Origin of the sequence: Maribacter antarcticus DSM 21422, assembly GCF_000621125.1 — a bacterium.
Lineage (GTDB): Bacteria > Bacteroidota > Bacteroidia > Flavobacteriales > Flavobacteriaceae > Maribacter > Maribacter antarcticus.
On sequence record NZ_JHZC01000005.1, the window covers coordinates 258,617 to 280,455 of the forward strand.

Consider the following 21,839-nt stretch of genomic DNA (forward strand, 5'->3'; position numbering starts at 1 on the left):
GAGCTGCAACTACTAATGAGAAGCATGCTAACAGTATTTCCTAAAAAGTAATTAATAGCTACTGGTCATCTGCAAGAGAAGAAGCATAGCTTTCGGTCGCCTTTTTAAGGTTTTCTGAAAGGGATTTCAACCAACTCATATGATTGGAAATCAAATAGGCTTCTTGAAGTCCATGCAGCGTTTCAGTGTCTAATTCGGTATTCCCTTGTCTGATATTTTCATCTCTCATATTTGATAATTGCTGGTATTTTCCCAACAACGTATCGTGTGCATGTTCAGCAGTTTCTTCAGTAACTTTTTTATTTGTTTTTGCATGGTCTAAGCTATCGTAAGACATCTGTAGTGTATTGGAGATTCTTTTGATAAGCACATTAAATTCTATGGAAACAGGGGTAGTTTTATGACTGACGATAAAATTACCGATGGACGCGATTGCCGAAATCATTGTCTGATTAAGGGTTACAATTTCATAAATCAACTGAAATTCTTTCTGTTTCGATTTTGGGTCTTGGGTCAATCGTTGGAAGGCAGCATTTAAATTACTGATGGCAAGAAATGCTTCTTTCCTTGCCACATTATAAGAGAGTTTATATTGCGATGTATCTTGATACAAGGCTTGTGTTGCTAAAAGATATTTTTTATTCATTTCTAAAGCTTTGAGAAGGACCTGTTTTAAGTTATTAGCTTCCCAAGTCGGTAAGAGTAGATAAGTAGCAACGACAGCAATAACGGATCCAATAATAGTATCGATGACGCGGTATTGAATCACTTCAAAGGCATTTGGATTAATGAAGGAATACACAAAGACGATACTAATGGTAATCAACGCGGCAGCAGACTTATAGTTCTGCTGAATTAATGAAAATGCCAATACCAAAGAAACAACAGCCAATACGGCATAGACCACTACATTTTGAGTAAGCAGCACAATACCAACAGCAACAGAAGCACCGATGAGTGTGCCAATGATACGATCTTTTGAACGCTCTTTGGTTAGACCATAGCTAGGTCGCATAATAACAACGATGGTAAGCAAAATCCAATAGGTGTTTTGGATCTCAAAAAGAAAGCCTAACAGGTATGCAAATACAATTGCTATGGCAAGGCGCAAAGAATGTCTAAACATCGTAGAATCCAAACTAAAATTTTGAACAAGGATATTCAGTCTGTATTCTTGGAGCGTTAAAAACTGACTCGAATCTTGTCTTTTTAAAGATAGTTTTGAGGCATCTTTGACATTCGCCATTACACGTCTAATAGCCCTTATTTCTTGAAGCAGTTGTTCTTGATAATCATATAGGTTTTTCAATACCAAAGCACCTTCACGCGCCTCAGGTAATGTGACGGAATCAATGTAATTTGTAATAGATGCATTGGCCTTTGATAATGCATCTATTAGCATATCTTTATTTGGTATTTTATCCTTTTGAATTAATAATTCGGATAAACGTATGAGATGGTTGCCCATGATTTTACTCAGTTTTTTGGAAGCTTTTAGAAATTCTTTCCGCTTCCCAAAAATGCCGTCGATTGTTTTGTAATCCAAATGCTTTGCTTCTATCAATTCGAAAATATTGATAGAAGAGATAAAAATTAAGAGCTGCTTTTCTTCATAATGCGTGCGTCCAGAACGCTTACGTTGGGTAAGCAGCGCTTCTCTAAGTGTTTCGTGCTTTTCGTTAATTTGATGTTGAAGGACGAAGGTTTGTTTGAGGAGTTCGTCACGCTTGGTTTTCTTTGTTAATAATTTGGCTCGTAATTTTAGATACCCACCAATAAGCAGAAGCGTATCTGACAATAGCTGGTTCTGATCTTTTTTAGGTGTAAGTATTTCAAAAATAAAGGATACAAGCAAATACCAAAGGCCACCAACGCCCATTAAGGCAATCTGAGCCAAAATCTCATGCGCTGTTTCTTTTTGAATGGCAAAAGCTATTACCATGGCCAACAAGCCAGAAAAGGACACCAAAGACGCTCTAAAACCATAAACCGAAATCAGCGACACAACAAACGTAATGAGGGTAAGTGCTACTAACAAAAGGGGTAGGTAAGGTTTTGAAAATAGGATTATGGCTGTAACAACCATCGTTAATCCAATACTGACCAAAATCGCATTGACCTTACGTTTGAAACTTCCTGGTATGTCACCCGGCACATTTAAAAAAGTACCAACGGCGACAGCTGGTGCATATTCAAAATATCCTAAAAAATACATTAAGGCAAAAGGCGCAGTAATTCCTACCCCAAGCCGAATTCCTCGATCAAAGCTGGAGCTTTTTAGAAATAATTCTAGTTGTTTGCGTATTTCTTTCAAGCGGTTTTATAATTTTATTTTAAAGTTAGGGTAATTGAGGTAAATTATAGTCTCGGTAGATTCTTTTAGTGCGTGTTTGATCATGAATACCGAAAGTATAAGCAAGGATAAGGTTGAATAAATAAAATCTGTAATTAAGTATAGTTTGAGCATATAAATAAGTGAGTGCATTAAAATTAATCTACCGTATTAATAAAATACGTAGCATTCATGAGCTCTCATAAAACAATATATCGTTAATAATTCTGGTTAACGTAAACTATTAAATTATACCCTCATTTATTATATAAAACAAAGGTCGTTTTCTTATTATTATATATTTTTCTTTAATATTATTTTGAAAGTACTTCCTTTATCTACTTCACTTTCTACAGTTATAGAACCACCTACTGCTTCTATTTGGGTTTTAGTCATAAAAAGCCCAACTCCCTTAGAATCTGGATGCCTATGGAATGTGTTATTTAATCCAAAAAGTTTAGGTCCATGTTTTTGTAAATCTATCCCTAATCCATTGTCTTTAGCAATAAGCATTATTTCATTGTTATTAACCGCTGTACAGAAATGAATCTCAGCAATACGATTAGGTGACCTATATCTAATGGAATTAGACAAGAGATTTAGCATAATACTTTCCATGTAAAGTTTTGGATATTCGATGTTAGGGGCTTCAGAAAAGTTGGAGGTCACTACTGCTTTTGAATCCAATATTTGAGTTTCTAAAATGACTAGTGTTTTATCAAAAACGAAATCAAAAATAATAGGATCATGTGTAATGTCTTTATTCCCTTGTATTTTTACCGTCTCAATTAATTCATTCAATGTTCCATTAAGATTATCTATAACTGTTTCTACTTTAGAGAATAGCATGGCCTTATCTTCTAAATCTGTACTTTCTTTATAGAAATTCTTTAATAGCAAAAGGTTACCAACAGGCGCTCTTAAATCATGAGATGCGATATGCGCAAAACTTGTAAGCTGTCTATTCTTGTTTTCTAAATGCTGGTTGACTTCCTCTAATTGTAATTTTTGTTTTAAAATTAATTCGGCACGACTTAGCAATTCTTTATTTACATCTATCAATTCATTAGAAAGATCATTCGCCTTTTTTTTGGCTGTTAAAAGTTCCTGCTCATATTTTTTTCTTTGAGAAATATTGAATACTGAAGACTGCGTAAATAAGTGAAGTCCCTCTTTATCTTTTATTTCTACTGAGTTAATGAGCACAGGGAATTTAGTACCATCTTTTTTTATAAAATTGAAATTTATTTCTTCTATAGTTCCGCTTAGCTTTAAGGCTACAGAATAAATATTTTCAAAATATATTTTCTCTCCCAGAGAAAGAAAATCTGTAAACTTTTTTTCGCCTATTAGTTCTTCTCGCGTATAGCCTGTTAGATTTAAAAACTTTTTATTGGAATCAACGATAGTACCATTAGGTAAGGAACAAAAATAACCACTAGGAAAGTTGTTATAAAGTTCTTTATAATCTGTATTAAAATTCATTAACTGTTCTGGTTTTATGATGAACTATGTTAAATATTGTTTCATTGCCTCAACGGTCTGATTAGGGTCACTAAGGTGAGGGCAATGCCCTGTGGTCTCTAATACTACAAGTTTACTATCAGCTATATTATCATGCACAAACTGTCCTACTTTAATGGACGCAATAGCGTCAGTATTAGATTGTATGATAAGGGTATCAGTAGTAAGTTTTTTAAGATCACTTCTATTATCTCCTAGAAAAGTGACTTTTGCAAAATGCCTTGCTATTTCAGGATTATTTTGGCAAAAGCTTTCTTCTAACTCCGCTGCTAATTCTGGTCTATCAGCATTGCCCATAATAACAGGCGCCATAGCACTAGACCAGCCTAAATAATTAGAATCTAGAGTTTCCATAAGATTGTCAATATCGTTTTGAGAAAATCCGCCAAAATAATCTTCACTGTTAATATATCGTGGAGATGGACAAATCATAATTAATTTTTTAAAAAGAGAAGGTCTTTTTATAGCAGTAAGCAGCCCTATCATAGCGCTCACTGAATGCCCAACTAAACAAATATCCTCTAAGTTTAAAGCGTCACATATTTCGATTATATCATCCGCATAACCATCAAGCGAACTATACTTGTCCAAGTCATATGAATTCTCATCCGATTTCCCTGAGCCTACAAGGTCAATAAGAATTATTTTGTACTCGTCTTTAAGTTGGGGAATAATAAATCTCCACATATTTTGATCACATCCATATCCATGAACCAAAAACATAGATTTGCTACCAGTGCCATGCATGGTAATATTGTTTCTGGCTATTATTTTTTTTAACATTCAGTTAGTTTGAGTATAAATATTATTTTTTTTATCTTGTATTAGCAACACTTTAAAATTTTTAACCCTATTTAATTATTGGTTTTACATTTTTTCAATTTACTATATTGATGAAAGCTAATTCTTAATTGAGGCTTAAGTATTTATAAAGGTATCGATGATGAGTAAAGTTAAACTATTAACGGTTTTTAAGAAATCAATGTGTTGAAGTATTCGAAAATTTCTCCTTTAGAAATTGTACTGCTTAACATACTATTAATGGTTGCGATAAAAAGGTAATGGAACAGGTATTATACGAGCCAACGGTAGGAGGGAAGGCACTGTGTGTGGAATGGAAATAAATTAAACAATATCAAAATATTTTCGGCTTTTAATCAAGTATATTCCTCTGAAATTCAGTAATTTGAAGTTATTCCCCCTTAGAAAGTAACACCAAGTTACATACAAACTAAGAACCATGCCATTATTTTTAGATTTACATGAGCTTCCAGATGGGATAACTGCAGCACATGTCGCAGAAATGCATCAAGCCGATTTAGATATTGAACATGAATACAATTGTCGTGGACTAACCTATTGGTGTGATGAAAAAAGAAAAACCGCATTTTGTTTAATAGAAGCACCTAGTAAGGATGCACTCATAAAATTACATGAAAATGCTCATGGTGCTATTCCCACGCGTATTATTGAAGTGAATGATACGATTGTCGAATCTTTTTTAGGGCGTATTGAAGACCCAGAAAAAGCTAAGAATATACGCCTCAATATAATAAACGACCCTGCATTTAAAACCCTAATGGTTGTTAAAATAAAACGGAAATCTTTAAGAACTAAAGAAGTAAGCACCTTAAACGCAGCTCTTCGAGGCTATATAACAACTATAAAAACAGTAACATCTCAACATAATGGTCGGCTTGTAAAACAAGAAGCGAATACCTTTTTACTGGCCTTTGATTCTGTAACAGATGCCATACAATGTGGCATAAAAATTCAAAACACGCACCATAAAGTTATTACACCAGACATAGAATTTAAAATAGGAATTAGTGCTGGTACACCTGTAACTGAAAAAGATGGAATTTTTGAAGAGACTATAAAAAGTTCAGATTATTTAAGTGATGTTGCTAAAGGCAATTTTTCTATTTCAACAGTAGTGAAAGACCTTTATGAAGGCGAAAACCAAAATAAACCGTTACTAAATGTAAATTCTATTACTGTATTAACAATGAAAGAGGAGACGTTCATGACGCTTTTAATGACCTATACCGAAAGTATATGGTCACAAACTACAATCGGTGTTAGTGATTTTGAAGAAAATTTAGGCTATAGCAAATCTAAATTATACAGAACCATGATGGATTTGATTGGCAAATCTCCCAATATGTTTTTAAGAGATTATCGCTTAAAAAAAGCATTGAATTTAATAGAAATACAAGACAGTAATATTTCTGAAATCGCCTATCAAACTGGGTTTAGTAGCCCTGCCTATTTTTCAAAATGTTTCCATAAAAAATATGGAATTTTACCTTCAGTCCTTTACAATTCAAAATAAATTATTGTTTTTCAGATAGTTACAGTATATTTTTATTTGGTCTAAAATTGTATTTATTTGGTCTAAATGTAGAATTTTAGAAAATTATTCTTTTCTAATTTTGTCGAGAACAAATTAAATGCATACAATTATGAAGATAAAATTTAGAGTAGTATTGTTAATGATTTTTGGAGTTTTAACCACAGGTTGCTCTCAAAATAACGACGAAGAACAAGAGATTAAAATTGATTTAGTTTCTACAGAATTTCCAGAGGCGAAGCAAGAAGTTCTGGAAACTTTTGGTGCAATTGCCCAAAGTATTAAAGATGGTGATTTAGATAAATTAATTTCCTTTCATGCCTATGGTTCAAAGTTTACTGAATTTAAAAATGGAGAACCAAGAAATGGCGGTGTAGCTAATGAAGCACACGAACGCAATGTTTTCGGTTCCGTTACTGAGGTAGTGAAGTTCGATGCAAAAGATTTACAAATTGCGGTGTATGGTGACGTAGCTAATTTAACCTTTCACTCTGATTTTCATCTCAAATTCGGAGAGGACCTTGTTGTGATAAACGACCAAATTACCTTGTTATTCGTTAACACAGCTACTGGGTGGAAGATGGTTCATGAACATCATTCACCATTAAAACTATAATCCGCTACTAAAAAATACTTTATGAAAAACGTAAAAGGTTTAAGCCCAGAAGTAATAAATTCCTTTAAGAATAAATTAGTCGGAAGCATTGTATTACCATCAGATACAACGTATAAAGAAACACGTAAAGTATACAATGCGATGATAGATAAACAACCAGGGGTATTTGCGATGTGCGAAAATACAGCTGACGTTATTGCTTCTGTAAACTTTGGAAGAGATAATGACCTATTGGTTGCCATAAGAGGCGGCGGACATAACGGGGCAGGTTTGGGTTTATGTAATGATGGCTTAGTCATTGATTTATCAGGTATCAAGTTTGTGGAAGTTGACACCCAAAACAATACCGTAAAAGTTGGAGGCGGAAACATTTGGAATGAAGTTGATAAGGCAACACATGAATTTGGTTTAGCTATCCCTTCTGGAATGGTTTCAACCACAGGTGTAGGCGGATTAACCCTTGGTGGTGGTATTGGTTATTTAACACGAAAATATGGCCTCACCATAGATAATTTATTAGAAGCAGATATGGTCTTAGCCGATGGTACTTTGGTAACCGTAAATGCCACCAACAATATAGACTTGTTTTGGGCTATAAGAGGTGGAGGTGGTAATTTTGGTGTGGTGACGTCATTTACTTTTCAGGCACACCCTGTTAAAATGGTTATGGGTGGGCCAACCTTATGGCCTATTGAAAAGGTTGAAGAAATTATGGCGTGGTATAATACATTTATACAAGAGACATCGGAAAATTTAAATGGATTTATAGCTACTATGGTTATTCCTGAATCCCCATTTCCAGCGCATTTGCATAATAAAAAATTCTGTGGTATTGTATGGTGTTATGTAGGAGACCCCGATAATTTTGAAGTGCTATTTAAGCCAGTATTAGCTCTTAATCCTGTTTTTGCACATGTAGGCGAAATGCCTTATCCGGCCATACAAAGCATGTTTGACGGACTCCTGCCACAGGGATTGCAATGGTATTGGAGAGCTGATTTTTTTAACGAATTAGGGCCAGAAGTCCGTGCAGGGCATTTAAAATTCGGTTCAAGTATTCCTACACCCTTATCGCAAATGCATTTATACCCACTTGGTGGTGCGGCGAGTAGAATTGGTGCAGAAGAAACCCCTTGGGCGTATAGAGATGCTAAGTATGCCGGAGTCTATATAGGAGTCGATCCAGACCCAAAGAACGCGACTAAAATCACCAATTGGTGTAAGTCATACTATGAAGCATTACATCCGTATGCAGCCGGTGGCGCATATTCAAATTTCATGATGGAAGAAGGTCAAGAGCGGGTTAAAGCCAGTTATAAACATAATTATAATAGATTGGTCAAGATTAAAAACACGTATGATCCGAATAATTTGTTTAGAGTAAATCAGAATATCAAACCTTAGTAAGCTTATGTTTTGGTTGTAATAGCAGCATGTTAATTCAAATTCCTAGAAAATATTCCAAAATATGGTGGCAGTAATACCAATTGAGGTAATACGCTCAAGGTTCTAAAGCTGCCAGAATTTTTGACGTTTCTCAAAAATCCACTTCGCATTTTTAGTATTTTAAGTCATCGTAACTACTTTGGTTGGGAACCTATCAAAATTACCTACAACTTATAGCTACTTTATATAAGGTCAGATTATGACTCATTTCTAAATCATAATGTCTTGCATTATGGCACTTTTCTTGGGTACGTCACAAAACAAAAGGTGTGTAAGACCTCTTATTTTTGAGCAGGTTTGCGCACAGGCGTAATTAGCGCTATATCTTCTTTGCTTTTTTCTATTTAAAAGCTCTCTTCTCAAAAGGTAATGGTACAGGTATTATGCGAGCTGACGGTAAAAGGTGAATGTAATGGAAAAATGAAACTCATTATATTTTTACTACTCTATCAAATTTTAATATCAGGTTAAATTAAAAAACACAGTAAAGTTAAATCTCAGAATTCTCCAACAAAAATTTATCTGCTTTTTAAGATAGTACACAAACGATTTAAATTTTGTTTTAAACATGCTTTGCATTAATAATCGCACATAATTCATTTAAAACATTTAAAAACAGAATAGTTTACGGTAATAAATATATAATACGAATACATACTTAGTTTTGTGCTCTAAATGTGAATTTAAAATAACTACAAATGGTTAAAATAGTATATGTAGGATTTGGTATTGTATCACAAGGATTAGCTAAAATTATTTTAAATGCTAATTCTTTATTACCAATACCTCAAAACACGGAGATACAAACGGTAGGAATCCTAGATACGATAAAAGGGAGTAAGATTGATGAGGATGGAATCGATATGCAGAAAGTGCTTACAAATGCTACTAAAGGAGATTATAGTTTGTTAACAGAAAACATACTTGACATTAATAAAGCAATACAAGAAATTAATGCGGATATCATAATTGAGGCTAGTTTTACAGATATAAAATCTGGGGAGCCAGCGATATCCCATATTGAATCTGCTTTAAATTCTAAAAAGCATGTTGTTACTACTAACAAGGGACCTTTTGCTGTGGCGTATAAACAAATTTACAGCTTGGCTAAAATAATGAAAAAAGTTGTGGCAATTGAAGGTACTGTAATGAGTGGTACACCAGTCATAAATGTTTTAAATAGCAGTCTTTTAGGTTCAGGTATCACTGGTGTAAGTGGTATTATGAACGGTACCTCTAATTATATTTTATCTAAAATGGAATTAGGAATGTCTTATAATGATGCACTTTCACAGGCACAAAAACTAGGATATGCAGAAGCTGACCCTACAAGTGATGTTGAAGGATTAGATACTTTGGCTAAGGTCATGATTTTGGCAAATGTTGTTTTTGATGTGCAATTAATTCAAGAAGATATTGAGGTTAAGGGAATGTCCAAAATCACCCTTTCAGATGTAAAAGAAGCTTCATCAAACAATAGGAGATGGAAATTAATTGGAAGCGTTTGGAAGGATAATAAAGGTATCGTTCATGGGGCAGTTTGTCCTAAACTAATTTCAATGAATGATTCATTATACGGTATTTCAGATGCTACTAATGCATTAAAAATCACCTCTAGTATTTTAGGAGATACTACGGTAATTGGGGCAGGAGCAGGGAAAATTGAAACCGGTTTTGCCTTATATAATGATATCATATCAATAGTTAACAGTTAAAACACAAAACATGGTGATAGATAAAAAAAATATAATTACGGTACCTGTTTATAATAGTTATACTGGAGAAGAAATCGGAACAGTACCGCAGTCAACGGAGCAAGATGTTATGAATGCACTTGACCTAGCAAAAAAAGGAGAGGCAATTGGTAAAAAAATGGCCGCTTCAGAAAGAATTTCAATTCTTAAAAAAGCCGTAACCATAATGGAGCGAGAATTTGATGCTTTATCGAATCTCATTGCAACGGAAGGTATTAAGACAATTATTCAGGCAAGAAAAGAAGTCACTAGAGCGGTGAATACGATGCAACTTTCTGCAGAAGAAGCAGGAAGGATAATTGGAGCAACAATTCCGTTTAACGCTGTTCCAGGTTCGGAAGATAGAGTTGGGTATGCAAACAAAGTTCCTATTGGTATTGTTGTTGCCATAACCCCATTTAATGATCCTTTAAATTTGGTTTGTCATAAGTTAGGACCTGCAATTGCAGCAGGCAATCCAGTTATATTAAAACCTAGTGATTATACCCCTTTAGTGGCCATTAAGTTTGGAGAAATTCTTTTTGAATCTGGTTTACCAAAAGAAATGCTCAGCATAATTACAGGCGCGCCAGAATACTTTGGTGACGGACTCATTAGTGATGATAGAATAAGATTGATAAGTTTTACTGGAGGCGTAGAAGCAGCAAAAATTATACAGAAAAAAGCAGGTCTAAAAAAAATAGTGATGGAGCTTGGTTCAAACGCACCTGTTATAGTGCTATCTGACGCTGATGTGGAAGATGCTGTTAAATCTTGTGTTTCAGGAGCATTCTTTGCAAGTGGCCAAAATTGTGTTGGTGTAAAACGAATTTTTGTAGAAGAGACTATTTACGATTCATTTTTAACTGATTTTTCTCAATTAACGTCTACTTTAAAAATTGGTTCACCATTATCAGAAGATATTGATATCGGCCCTATTATAAGTAAAGAATCAATGAATCAGATCGATCTGTTTGTTGCCGAAAGCACAGCGCATGGAGCAAAAATAATAAGAGGAGGAAAAACAATTGGAAATTGTTATGTACCAACCATTTTGGAGGCTGACTGCAAGAATGATATCGCCAATTGCAAAGAAGTTTTTGGACCTGTCGTAACTATTTCAAAAGTAAAAAACTTAGATCAAGCTATCGTATGTTGTAATAAATCACCTTTTGGTTTACATACCGCAATTTTCACAAATGATATTAATAATGCACACAAGGCAATTAACGAACTTGATTGTGCTGGTATAATGATTAATGATTCCACAGATTATAGAATAGATGCTATGCCTTTTGGTGGCGTTAAAAGCAGCGGAATAGGCAGAGAAGGCGTAAAGTACGCTATTGAAGCAATGTCTGAAACCAAAATTGCTTGTTTTAAATTAAAAAGGTAGGCACCATTTATGTTCTTTCAATTGTCATTACAGCGCAGAAGATTTAGTCATTTTTTTAATTGGTTTTTCTCCTTTATTCATGCTCTAAATAAATAGGAAACAATTGGTTTTGCGAAAAATCATAAATCAAAGAAGTTTCTAAGCTTTTTACATAATCTTTTGTAACATGATCCATTACAAAATCCCTTAAATGATTTTTATCTCTTACTGCAATGTAAAGTAGAAAATCTATTTGACCCGCTAAGTGGTAAATATTAACAACCTCAGATAACAAAGACATTGAATTTTTAAAATCTTCGACTTGATCTTTTGTGTTTTTAGTTAATTTTATGGCAACCATTGCTTCTATATTCGTACCAAGTTTTGAAGAATCTACAAAAGCATGAAACCCGAAGAATATTTTTTTTCGATGTAATTTCCGCATCCTTTCAGAGCAGGTAGATTCTGCAATACCAACTTCTGCAGCAATTTGCTTGTTAGATAGTCGAGCATTCTTCTGTAAGAGTCTAATTATTTGTTCGTCAGTTTTATCTAATTCGTTATTAGCATTATTTTTTCGAATAATATCCATGTTTATTATAATTTTGTTGTTTATATCAACGTTAAAGAATAATAATACAAAATTATCTTTAATTAAAGTAAATATGGTTGATAAACCTAAAAGTATCCTTTTATGATAGTATGTAAAACAGGACTAATGCGTTTCTAACCAGAAGATGCGTTGACAAAAACAGGCTAAGATAATGGAAGTGAAACCATATCTCATATTATATCAAATAGCCTGCAAAGGGCTATCCGGACTTGCACTAGTATAAATGTGCCATACTGTCTTGCGTTTAGCGGCATAAAACAATGGGCCTGGTAGCCCTCTTGTTTTTGGAGTGGCTAGTATCGCTGGCGTAATTGGGACTATGTCTCCTTTCTATTTTTCTTCTCAAAAACTTCTTTAAAAAAATATAATGGAATATCCTTTGCCCGAAGCTAGCGTGTCCTGAGCATAGTCGAAGGGATAGGAGCGAAGTGGGAATATGTATGGAATGGGATTATTCTTGCTTATTTATTTCTTCAAAAAAATAGTTGATTTCATTTCTAGTAGGTTTTGAAATACTTTTTAATACGGTCATATAATAATTTTTAAAAATAAAAGGTTGATGTTTAGAACTATCAAGCCATTCTTTTGTGATTCTAGTAAATTTAATGTTTCCCAATTTTTCTTTTAGCATATGTAAGCCTATAACTCCCTTTGCTGTTTCGAGATATTCTATGCCGTCTGCATATAATAGTGCTGGTTCTTGGTTAGGTTCATTATTTTTTTCTTTGGCATAAAAATCAGCTTTCTTTTTTAGAATCAGAGTATGAGCTTGCTTACCAAGTTTGCGTTCTACTACTTGAAGGGCTAAAGTCTCTGGAATAGCATTTACTAACATCTCTGCACCTTGTACATTAGCAACAATTCCTTGCTCTTGCATCCAGTGTTTAATAATTTGAGAAACCGTACTATGGTATACGTATGCTTTATCTTTAAGCGCAGCGGTATCTGCATACCAACCTTCTTTTTCTGATATGGAGATACTATTTGGGTAGGCATAAAAACGGTCACTATAATAATTGATTTCTGACAAGCGAACTTCTTTATACGGATACATTCCTAAGTTATTATTAACATATTGAATACCATCTGTTATAGCTTTCAGATATAAATCTATATTAAATTGATGTTTAGGGCTTGATAAAATAGTGACATCTATCCCATCCACAACGCTACTGCGAACTAAGTATCGGGCAGAAGCAATATGCCAATTAAATGAACTTGATGGAGTTATAGTATACCTTCGAGTTATGCGTCCATTTTCTTCCTTTTCTGAAATCAATGAACCAGGAGCTAGCGGGATTTGCCCCGCTACGGTACTGATGGTAATGGTTCCTGATACGGCTAACGCGTTCGAGTCAAAGTAATTTTGCGTACATGCAAGGTCGTCATTAATAACAGGCATTCTCGAATTGATTTTAGGGAGGCCTTGTTCTTCACGCTTTCGATTTTGAACTAGTTCTTTATCATCATCATACCCTATGCTCGGAATAAAATCAAAAATACTTCCAAAAGAACTGTTGTACGTTAAATCTGTTTGTGGCTCTCCACCTCCCTGTGATAAACCGATGTATTGTTTTTCGGCTTTGATCGAAATTTTAAGTGTATCCCCGGCGTGTAATCCTTTAGGAATTTTATAGGCTAAGACATCGTGATGTGTATCTTCAAGTACTTCGGAAATAATACCTCCATTAAACTTGATATTATGAATTGTAACTGCCTGCTTTCGGTTTAAATAGACGGTATCGATAGTTGCCGAAGTTGTATTAATACTTAAAATTTCTGAAGAAAAAATAGCTTTCCTTTGTAATGGAAACAAATCGAAAGTAGCATCCAAATTGATAATCTTAGGCTGCTGTATTTTTTTTAAGTAGCTATATTTCTTTTCATAGTCTGCGTTGTTCTTTTCCTTTATGGTGCTCAGCGTAAAATTCTCTTTCCCTATTGTTTGATTAGCAATAAATGATTGCAGGAGAAAGAAACCTGCAAGCGCAAGTACCGTTATAATTTTACCTAACCACGAGAGTTGATTATTATGTATTGATAATTTGTTATACCATTTTTTAGACACACCACGATTCCAAAATAATATGCCTAGAAGTATAAATACGGTAGCTAATAATGTCCACATTAAAAAATACCACTGTGCCGCTGTTTTCCAGATACCATATCCACTTACTTCAGAATAATCTTCTAGACCTGGTACTGCTGCAAAGGCAAAACGTGTCTGCTCTGCAAGCCCTAACTCAAACGCCATAATCATTGCAAAAAAGAGCCCTATACTTAGCACGTGTGTTAAAAAACGGTTTCCTGTTATTCCTGAAATAAAAAAAACTAAAGCAATCCAAAGCACATAGGTTAACCAGCCCCAATTATAGCCTAACGTATCATATATATATAAGTCTAGTTCTATTAATCCGGCTCCTCCTTTTACAATTTGTATTACTATGCCTATGACCATAAAACTCAAGGCTAGCACAAATGCTACAGCACTCATTGCACAAAATCGAGAGAGTTGCGTTACCCACACGGGAACTGGGAGTGTATCTGTAATACTATGGATTTTCACCGTTTTATCTTTAAAGAAAAGTTCTCCTGACCAAGCCATAATTAATATGATAATAAACACGCCAAATGAAAGTCTAAAATAGGTCATTGTAGAGGTGAGGGGAGCGGTCGCACCTATATAATAGCTCGCATTCCAAATGAGATTTTGTAGGATTGCCATCATTAAAATAACGCCTATAATAACTTTAAACGATGCTGGACGAACTACATTTTTAAACTCAAGAACAGCAAGAGACCAAAGCTTCTTTACGTAATCAAAACTAGTAAAGGACAAAGCTTGTTGCGTTAATTTATGGTGTACGAACCCTATTTTATTTTGAGGTTTCGAGTCTATTTTTTTAATCGATTTTTTTGGAGAACCAAAATCCTTGAACGTAAATTTAAGAACACTCAAAATAAGTAATACAGCCGCTATTGAAAACCAAATTAAACGATTTGCTCTAAAATTACCATCCAACGGAATATATGCTGTATTTCTTTCTAAACTTGTAAATGACAAATTCATTTCTTCAGTCGCAACAAATCCAAAAGGATCTCCTAAAGCAAGAAAATTTGTAATTCCACTTGCTTCTGAAGTGGTTTGCATTAATAAAAATGCAATGACTGTCGCTAGAATAGAAAGATATGCTACTGCCATTTTTTTTGAAAAAACTAGCGAAAAAAAGAACAAAGACGTTAGTAAAAATAGATTTGGTACTGTAAGAAAAATGAAACCGTGTATTAATTGACCCAAAGGCAAAGGTCCAAATTGATGCGCTTCTCCTATACCAGAATAAGGAACTAATACCATACCTACGATATAACCTGTTGCAAGTAGCACATTAAATAAAAAAGCAGATAAAAATCTTGCTAAATAAAAGTGTTTTTCATGTATAGGAAGTGTGTATAACCAATGTCCCGTTTTGTGCTGTATGTCTTTGTATAAAGCTGTACCTGTGACAATGGCAACAATAATGATCATCAGCATACCACCACTTGCTAAATTCTTATAGAACACAGATGGTGAATTGATAAAAAGATCTTCATTGATATAGTAATCAAAATTACCTTTGGTATACCAAATGCCTTGAAAGACCAACATTAGATAATAAAGCAACGTTGACCAATGGAAGAAACGCTGACGTATCTCGTAAAAAAGAATTTTTCCTATCATATCGTTATTTTTTATTCCTGGGTATACAATAGATTAAAGTATGCATCTTCTAGACTCGGCTGTTTTTGATAGAAAGCACTATCAGGGAGATTATTCGCCACTACGGTTACCATCATTTTACCCAAATGAAAGCGATTTGATATGACTTTATATTTTGTTTTATAAGATTCAAACTCTGAAATATTAATTTTTTTTTCCCAAACCTTTCCAGAGAGAGAGATCTCAATTTCGCTTGGTTTACCTGTTAGCAATACTTCCCCTTTTCCTATAATTGCCATATCATTACAAAGGGTACTCACATCTTCAACAATGTGCGTAGATAGTATTACTACTGCATTTTCTCCTAATTCTGCAAGAAGATTATAAAAACGATTGCGCTCCATTGGGTCTAGTCCTGCTGTGGGCTCATCTACAATGATAAGTTCTGGATTTGCTAATAGTGCTTGAGCAATGCCAAAACGCTGCTTCATACCCCCAGAATAACTATCTAGATTTTTTTTACGTACCTCATATAAATTTACTCTTTGTAATAAAGCGTCTACTTGATTTTTACGTTCACTTTGTTTTATAATACCTCGCATATCTGCGATGTGTAATAGAAGTTCTTGGGCCGATACGTTGGGATAGACGCCAAATTCTTGAGGTAAGTAGCCCAGTACTTTTCGCAATGCTGACGGGTTTTTCAAAATATCAATATCATTAAAAAAAATACTACCACTATCTGCATCTTGTAGTGTAGCGATGGTGCGCATTAAGGTAGATTTACCTGCCCCATTTTGTCCTAGTAGACCAAACATACCTTTGTGAATGGTGAGATTGATATTCTTTGCAGCGGCTACGCCATTACTATATGTTTTTGAAAAATTTTTTATTTCAAGTTTCATAATAAGTGAATTATATGGTGTTAGAAGATTCCACTTTCTTCAGCAAACAAGATGTTTTTAAGAGGTTTACGCTTTCGCGAAAGCAGAAACAGCACCATCAAAAACAACAAAGCATCAAAAGCAATAAACAGCACGTATTTTGAGAAAAATAGGTGCGTCATTAAGAGGCATAGCAGTAAGGGAACGAGCATAATACTGCCCAATAACCAAGTGCGTTTAAAAACTAAAAGTAAACCACATAGTAATTGAAAAAAACCAACAAAATAAAGATAACCCGCACCCTGTAAGAGCTCGTAAAAGGTAAAGAATGATTCATGTGCCTCAGAAGCATCTGCCCTAAAAACAGAAGGGTTATAGGGCAGGAACAGCTTCTCAATACCTGCGTAGATAAAGATAAAGGCTACTAAAAATCGAATGACATATGCCACTATGTTCATTGCTATAATTTAGCCGTTAAAGTAACACCATAGGTTTGAGGTAAACCAAAAGAGGCTGCGTTAAAGGTACCCACACCATAGCCATAGCTAAAATAGGTTACGTCTGCAATATTTTTACCCCATAGAAAAAAGTCTATATGTTTTGAGGTAATCCCAATACGACTATTTAGTAAACCATACGCATCTTGCGTTGCATCGTTAGCAAAGTTAAAAGAAAACTCAGATTTATAATTATAGTCTACACTAGCTTCTAAATTCAGTTTCTTATTCAGCGGTTTGATGTAATTTATATTAAGATTTCCATTAAATTCTGGTGACAATGGTAAGTTGCGCCCAGAAAGATCATTTTCTTCACCAGTCTGAAAATCTATGGGTGCATACGTAAGTATCTCCGTGTTTAAATATCCAAAATTCATATTAAAAGTTAGCCCTTTAGTCGCAGCCCACTTACTCTCTAACTCTAGTCCATAACTTCTAGATTCCCCTATATTATCTATTCCAATTATAAAACTTGTTAGATCTACAACCGTAAATACTTGTTGATTTTCGTAACTTATGTAAAATCCTGTTAGGTTTAGTTTAAGTCTATTTTCAAAAAGATTTGTTTTGATACCTGCTTCATAATTAAATGTAGTTTCTGGATCAAAAGGTGCATCAGCTGAATTGATAACAAACGTATTTATTCCTCCTGGCCTAAAACCTTTTGCCACATTTGCAAACACAAATACCTTATCGTTTGCTTGATAACTAAGCGCTATTTTGGGTGAAATGGCATTAAAATCAGCACTTTCAGAAAAACTAGATGCTGGAAATGCAGTTGTTGTATACGTTCTAGCAACAGAGGCATCAGCCTCTTCATAATCAAATCGAAGTCCACCTGTAAAGGTTAACTTATCGGTTATATCATAAGCCGCCTGGCCAAATAAAGCAACACCTTTTCGCTCTAAATCTGGTGAATCAATTTGGCTAAAGGGTGCAATGCTTTCAAAATCTGGAATAACTAAACCGATGTCGCTACCATTAATATTTGTGTCAATCCTTGTTTCATTGTTAAGATATGCAAACACACCTGTTGTCCAATTTAACTTTTTATCTCCATTGGAAGCGAGCCTTATTTCTTGTGAAAAATTAATATAATCACTCTCTTTTGATGCCGATTGAATATCGAGTGTTGAAAAATCAAATTCATCCAGACTAAATTGATCTGTAACTTGGTAGGCAGTAATAGCATTTAGTGAGAATGTATTAAAATTGTATTTAAGATTAAACGCTAGATTTTGAGTAACCGCAGTCTGTAATACATCGGTGTTAAAATTTACTTGATACGGGGTATTCTCTAAAATATCCTGAAACGTATTATCTGGAGAACCCGTTACAAAAGCATAGGCATTAGACTCTCTTCTTTGCACGTTATAGAGAAGCCCTAGTGTTAGTCTATCATTTGCAAAGTATTTCAATCTCAAGTTTGCGTCTACAGATTTTCTGTTTTGTAAATCTTTATTGTTAAACTCATTTTTCACAAATCCATCTCGTTCGATAATCGAACTGCTAGCTCTAAAGAATAATTTATCTTTTACAATGGGCGCGCCAAAACCAAAACCTATCTCCTTTGCATTAAGATTACCATACCCAAGTGTAGCGAATCCTGTGAGTTTATTTTGAGGTTTTTTTGAGGTGACTTTAATAACGCCTGCAAGCGCGTTACGACCATATAAGGTTCCTTGTGGTCCTCTTAAAATTTCTATTTTATCTACATCACTTAAGGATAATGGAAACGCTAAACTCGAGAAATATGGAACATCGTCTACATAGATTCCTACCGTAGGATTTACATCGATGGTAGAAATTCCACGCGTAGAGATGAGGGTAAAAATACCGGTACCTCCATCATCAAAAGTATTAAAGTTAGGTGCAATACTACTTAACTCACTAAGTTCCTTAATCTGTAATTGTGCTACTTCCTTTGCGGAGACCGCAGATACTGATGCTGCTGTTTTTTGAATATTCTGTAGACGACGATTAGCCGATACTATGACCTCATCTAATTCACCTGTCGTTTTTTGTAAAACATAATCTATATCATTTTTTTGATTCTTTTTAAGAAGTATTGATTCAGTGATACTTTTAAAACCTAAGTAGCTGATTTCAATAAAGTAACTGCTTCCCGAGATATTTTCAATTATGTACTCACCATTTTCATCGGTTGATGCACCTTTTCCTGTTTCTAAAAGAATGACGTTTGCTCCTACTATTGCATTTGATCCATCCGTCACTTTACCTGAGAGTGTTGTTTGTGCGTTTGTGATACTAAAACAGCAAACTGCCATTAAAAAAATCGTGGGGAAAAATAGTTTTTTCATATTAGTTGAAAGTGATTTTGTTATTTTTATTTAGACTTATTATAAATAATTATTTATTTTCACAAATGTATTATAGTTTTGTGATTTGTAGAAAATAAATAGAGACGGCAAACGGAACAAAAGAGACGAAAAAAGAAAAACAGATGCAAATACAAATTACAACAGAAGATTTCTATGAAATGGTTATCGAAAACAGCTATGGTAAATCGTTTTCTATTGATGAATGTGAAGTTCTTGAATTATCCCAAAGCACAGATTTTATTTTTGGAAAAGGTACCTACCGTGAGATAATTTTTAATGGCGTACATATTGGGTATGGCTTAATAGATATTAAAAATCCGACAGCCCTACATTTTAATTTAGAAGAAGAAGAAAGTATTGGGATGCATTTTATACTTAAGGGATCTATATTGACTTCCATTAAACAGTTTGGAAACCAATTAGAAATGCAAACAAACGAACATAGTATTTTTTACTCTAATGGTATTTCCGGGAAAGCAAACTGGAAAATAACCAATGGAATGGAACTGTTTGAAATTAATTTATCCAAGTCTTTTTTTGAAAGATATCAAACAGCTTTTAAAACTTCATTCCCAAAATTTAAGAAAGCTATTACGGAAGGTACTTCAGCTATCATATCTAAGCAGATGGGTAAAATATCACCTAAGATGCTATTTATCATCAAAGAGATAATTAACTGTCAACATAAAGGTATTTACAAGCGTTTGTTTCTTGAATCTAAAATTATTGAATTACTCATTTTACAAATAGAATCTTTAGAAAATCAACCTACAACAAAATCATTATTAATTAAACCTTCAGAAATTGAAAAAATACACTACGCAAAAGAAGTAATTATATCGCGGCTTAACAATCCGCTTTCGCTAACTAAATTGGCTAGAGAAATTCAAACAAATGAATGCACATTAAAAAAGGGGTTTAAAGAGGTTTACGGAACAACCGTTTTTAAATACATCAATGATTTAAAAATGAATGAAGCAAAGCAGTTACTCCTTGAGGGTAGTCTTTATATTACCGAAATAGCTGATCGTTGTGGTTATAAAAATGCCACACATTTTTCAGCAGCCTTTAAGAGGAAGTTTGGTCTTACTCCAAGTCTATTGAAATTGGGCAATCATGGCCTTTAAAACTAATACCGGAGCGACTTTTTTGGTTTTTATAAAAAATCACCTCTAAAAAAGAGGAGGGAAGTTTGTAATCCCAAATGCAAGCGTTGGTACATTATGTTTTAAAATAAACGCCATTAAGCCTTTATTTTCATAAAGCAATCTAACGGTTGGCTGTACGGTAATTTTACGTACACGAGAAAAAGGAAGTACCAGTCGGTAATTTTTTATTCGGTGAGCCGCTGCGCTTGACTTAAATTGAATACAATTGCTGCTATCCGATTATGCACTAGTATAATTGTGCTATACTGTCTTGCGTTATGCGGCATAAAAACTAAAGATTTAGAATCTTTAGTTTTTTGAGCGAGTTGCAGCGCTGACCTCTGGTTCAGCATAATAGCAAAAGGTCTACAAGACCAATAATTTTTTGATCGAGTTGCAGCGCTGGCATATCTACAAAATCTTCTTTGATTTTTTTCTTTCTAAAAACTTCTTCTTACAAGGCAATGGAACACGTATTATGCGAGCCGACGGTAGGAGGGAAGGCAGTGTGTGTGAAATGGGTTTACGATAGCGCTACTACTTTTAATTCTTTCTAACTTCTTGCCCTTTTACTGGCTCTCCTTGTTCTACAAGCGCATCACCTTCAAAGTAATTCAAAAATTGAGTAGGAAGTCCTAATCCTTCTAATACACCTGCTGTTCCTTGTAATTGATAATGTACGTGTGGCGCATCTGATGCACCGCTATTTCCAGCCTGGCCAACTTCTTGCCCCTTAACTACATTTTCTCCTATTGCAACTATAATCGAACCTTTTTTTAAGTGTGCCAGTATTGAAGTTTCGCCGTTTAAATGATCTATTGTAAGGTAATTACCCCCTGGTTGGTTTCTATTAACCGTACCTGGTTGGTTATCGTCAACAGTATTTACAACTGCTATAATTTTACCATCACCAGGTGCATTCAATCGTTTTCCAAAACAATAGTGGTTTTCATTTTGCTTAAAATCAACCGCATAATTTATCTTTCTTACTGTCCCATCAGGTAATACAGTATCTAACACCATAAGAAAATCAATAGCATAGCGCTCCCCTCCGCCGCGATTGATAAAATGGTGTGCACCTTCTCTATGCGTTTTTCCGCCATTAATTACATACCATTCGTCTTCAAAAGGTAATTCTAACGCTGTACTAGTTTGGTAATTTAAATAGATGTCTTCGTCTAGCCTACCTTCATCTCCTATTAAAACCTCTGAACAAGAGCTTAAAACGAAAACAGATACACTAAACAAAATATGCGTAAATAACTTTATATGTTTCATA

The 21,839-nt window shown here is 34.3% G+C and carries 15 protein-coding genes; 6 read left to right on the forward strand and 9 right to left on the reverse strand.

What is annotated here, in order from left to right:
- Positions 1-58 precede the first annotated feature (58 nt).
- The 3 genes from Q360_RS0104620 to Q360_RS0104630 form a co-directional block, all read right to left on the reverse strand.
- Positions 59-2,314: an FUSC family protein gene (locus Q360_RS0104620; RefSeq protein ID WP_027076053.1), complete on the reverse strand. Its 2,256-nt coding sequence runs from the start codon at positions 2,312-2,314 to the stop codon at positions 59-61.
- A gap of 312 nt (positions 2,315-2,626) precedes the next feature.
- The gene (locus Q360_RS0104625) at positions 2,627-3,817 is read right to left on the reverse strand and encodes a PAS domain-containing sensor histidine kinase (protein ID WP_027076054.1); all 1,191 of its coding nucleotides are present in this window, start codon (positions 3,815-3,817) and stop codon (positions 2,627-2,629) included.
- 24 nt (positions 3,818-3,841) lie between these two features.
- Positions 3,842-4,639: an alpha/beta fold hydrolase gene (locus tag Q360_RS0104630; RefSeq protein ID WP_027076055.1), complete on the reverse strand. Its 798-nt coding sequence runs from the start codon at positions 4,637-4,639 to the stop codon at positions 3,842-3,844.
- A 457-nt stretch (positions 4,640-5,096) separates the two neighbouring features.
- Here Q360_RS0104630 and Q360_RS0104635 point away from each other — a divergent pair, with 457 nt between their 5' ends.
- The 5 genes from Q360_RS0104635 to Q360_RS0104655 all read left to right on the forward strand — a co-directional run bounded on the left by Q360_RS0104635 (position 5,097) and on the right by Q360_RS0104655 (position 11,400).
- On the forward strand, positions 5,097-6,191 hold the full coding sequence (locus tag Q360_RS0104635; RefSeq protein ID WP_027076056.1) for a nickel-binding protein: 1,095 nt from the start codon (positions 5,097-5,099) through the stop codon (positions 6,189-6,191).
- A gap of 130 nt (positions 6,192-6,321) precedes the next feature.
- Entirely contained in the window at positions 6,322-6,825 is a 504-nt protein-coding gene (locus Q360_RS0104640) for a YybH family protein (RefSeq protein WP_027076057.1), read from the forward strand.
- A gap of 21 nt (positions 6,826-6,846) precedes the next feature.
- On the forward strand, positions 6,847-8,229 hold the full coding sequence (locus tag Q360_RS0104645) for an FAD-binding oxidoreductase (protein WP_027076058.1): 1,383 nt from the start codon (positions 6,847-6,849) through the stop codon (positions 8,227-8,229).
- Positions 8,230-8,969: 740 nt separating this feature from the next.
- Complete coding sequence (locus Q360_RS0104650; RefSeq protein ID WP_027076059.1) at positions 8,970-9,986, forward strand: homoserine dehydrogenase; 1,017 nt, start codon at positions 8,970-8,972, stop codon at positions 9,984-9,986.
- Between the two features lie 10 nt (positions 9,987-9,996).
- Positions 9,997-11,400 (forward strand): aldehyde dehydrogenase family protein, encoded by a 1,404-nt coding sequence (locus Q360_RS0104655; RefSeq protein ID WP_027076060.1) that lies wholly within the window; start codon positions 9,997-9,999, stop codon positions 11,398-11,400.
- A 73-nt stretch (positions 11,401-11,473) separates the two neighbouring features.
- Here Q360_RS0104655 and Q360_RS0104660 read toward each other — a convergent pair whose 3' ends face one another.
- From Q360_RS0104660 to Q360_RS0104680, 5 genes are all read right to left on the reverse strand, one after another.
- Positions 11,474-11,971: an Lrp/AsnC family transcriptional regulator gene (locus tag Q360_RS0104660; RefSeq protein WP_027076061.1), complete on the reverse strand. Its 498-nt coding sequence runs from the start codon at positions 11,969-11,971 to the stop codon at positions 11,474-11,476.
- Between the two features lie 472 nt (positions 11,972-12,443).
- Positions 12,444-15,710 (reverse strand): hypothetical protein, encoded by a 3,267-nt coding sequence (locus Q360_RS0104665; RefSeq protein WP_156950007.1) that lies wholly within the window; start codon positions 15,708-15,710, stop codon positions 12,444-12,446.
- A gap of 11 nt (positions 15,711-15,721) precedes the next feature.
- A complete protein-coding gene (locus Q360_RS0104670; protein ID WP_027076063.1) occupies positions 15,722-16,594 on the reverse strand; it encodes an ABC transporter ATP-binding protein in 873 nt (290 codons plus the stop codon).
- A 20-nt stretch (positions 16,595-16,614) separates the two neighbouring features.
- Complete coding sequence (locus Q360_RS0104675; protein ID WP_027076064.1) at positions 16,615-17,031, reverse strand: DoxX family membrane protein; 417 nt, start codon at positions 17,029-17,031, stop codon at positions 16,615-16,617.
- 2 nt (positions 17,032-17,033) lie between these two features.
- A complete protein-coding gene (locus tag Q360_RS0104680; RefSeq protein ID WP_084273358.1) occupies positions 17,034-19,391 on the reverse strand; it encodes a TonB-dependent receptor in 2,358 nt (785 codons plus the stop codon).
- A 143-nt stretch (positions 19,392-19,534) separates the two neighbouring features.
- On the opposite strand from Q360_RS0104680, the gene Q360_RS0104685 reads away from it, so the two are divergent.
- The gene (locus Q360_RS0104685; RefSeq protein ID WP_027076066.1) at positions 19,535-20,539 is read left to right on the forward strand and encodes a helix-turn-helix transcriptional regulator; all 1,005 of its coding nucleotides are present in this window, start codon (positions 19,535-19,537) and stop codon (positions 20,537-20,539) included.
- A gap of 564 nt (positions 20,540-21,103) precedes the next feature.
- Here Q360_RS0104685 and Q360_RS22285 read toward each other — a convergent pair.
- Entirely contained in the window at positions 21,104-21,838 is a 735-nt protein-coding gene (locus Q360_RS22285; RefSeq protein ID WP_051554566.1) for a M23 family metallopeptidase, read from the reverse strand.
- Position 21,839: the final 1 nt, after the last annotated feature.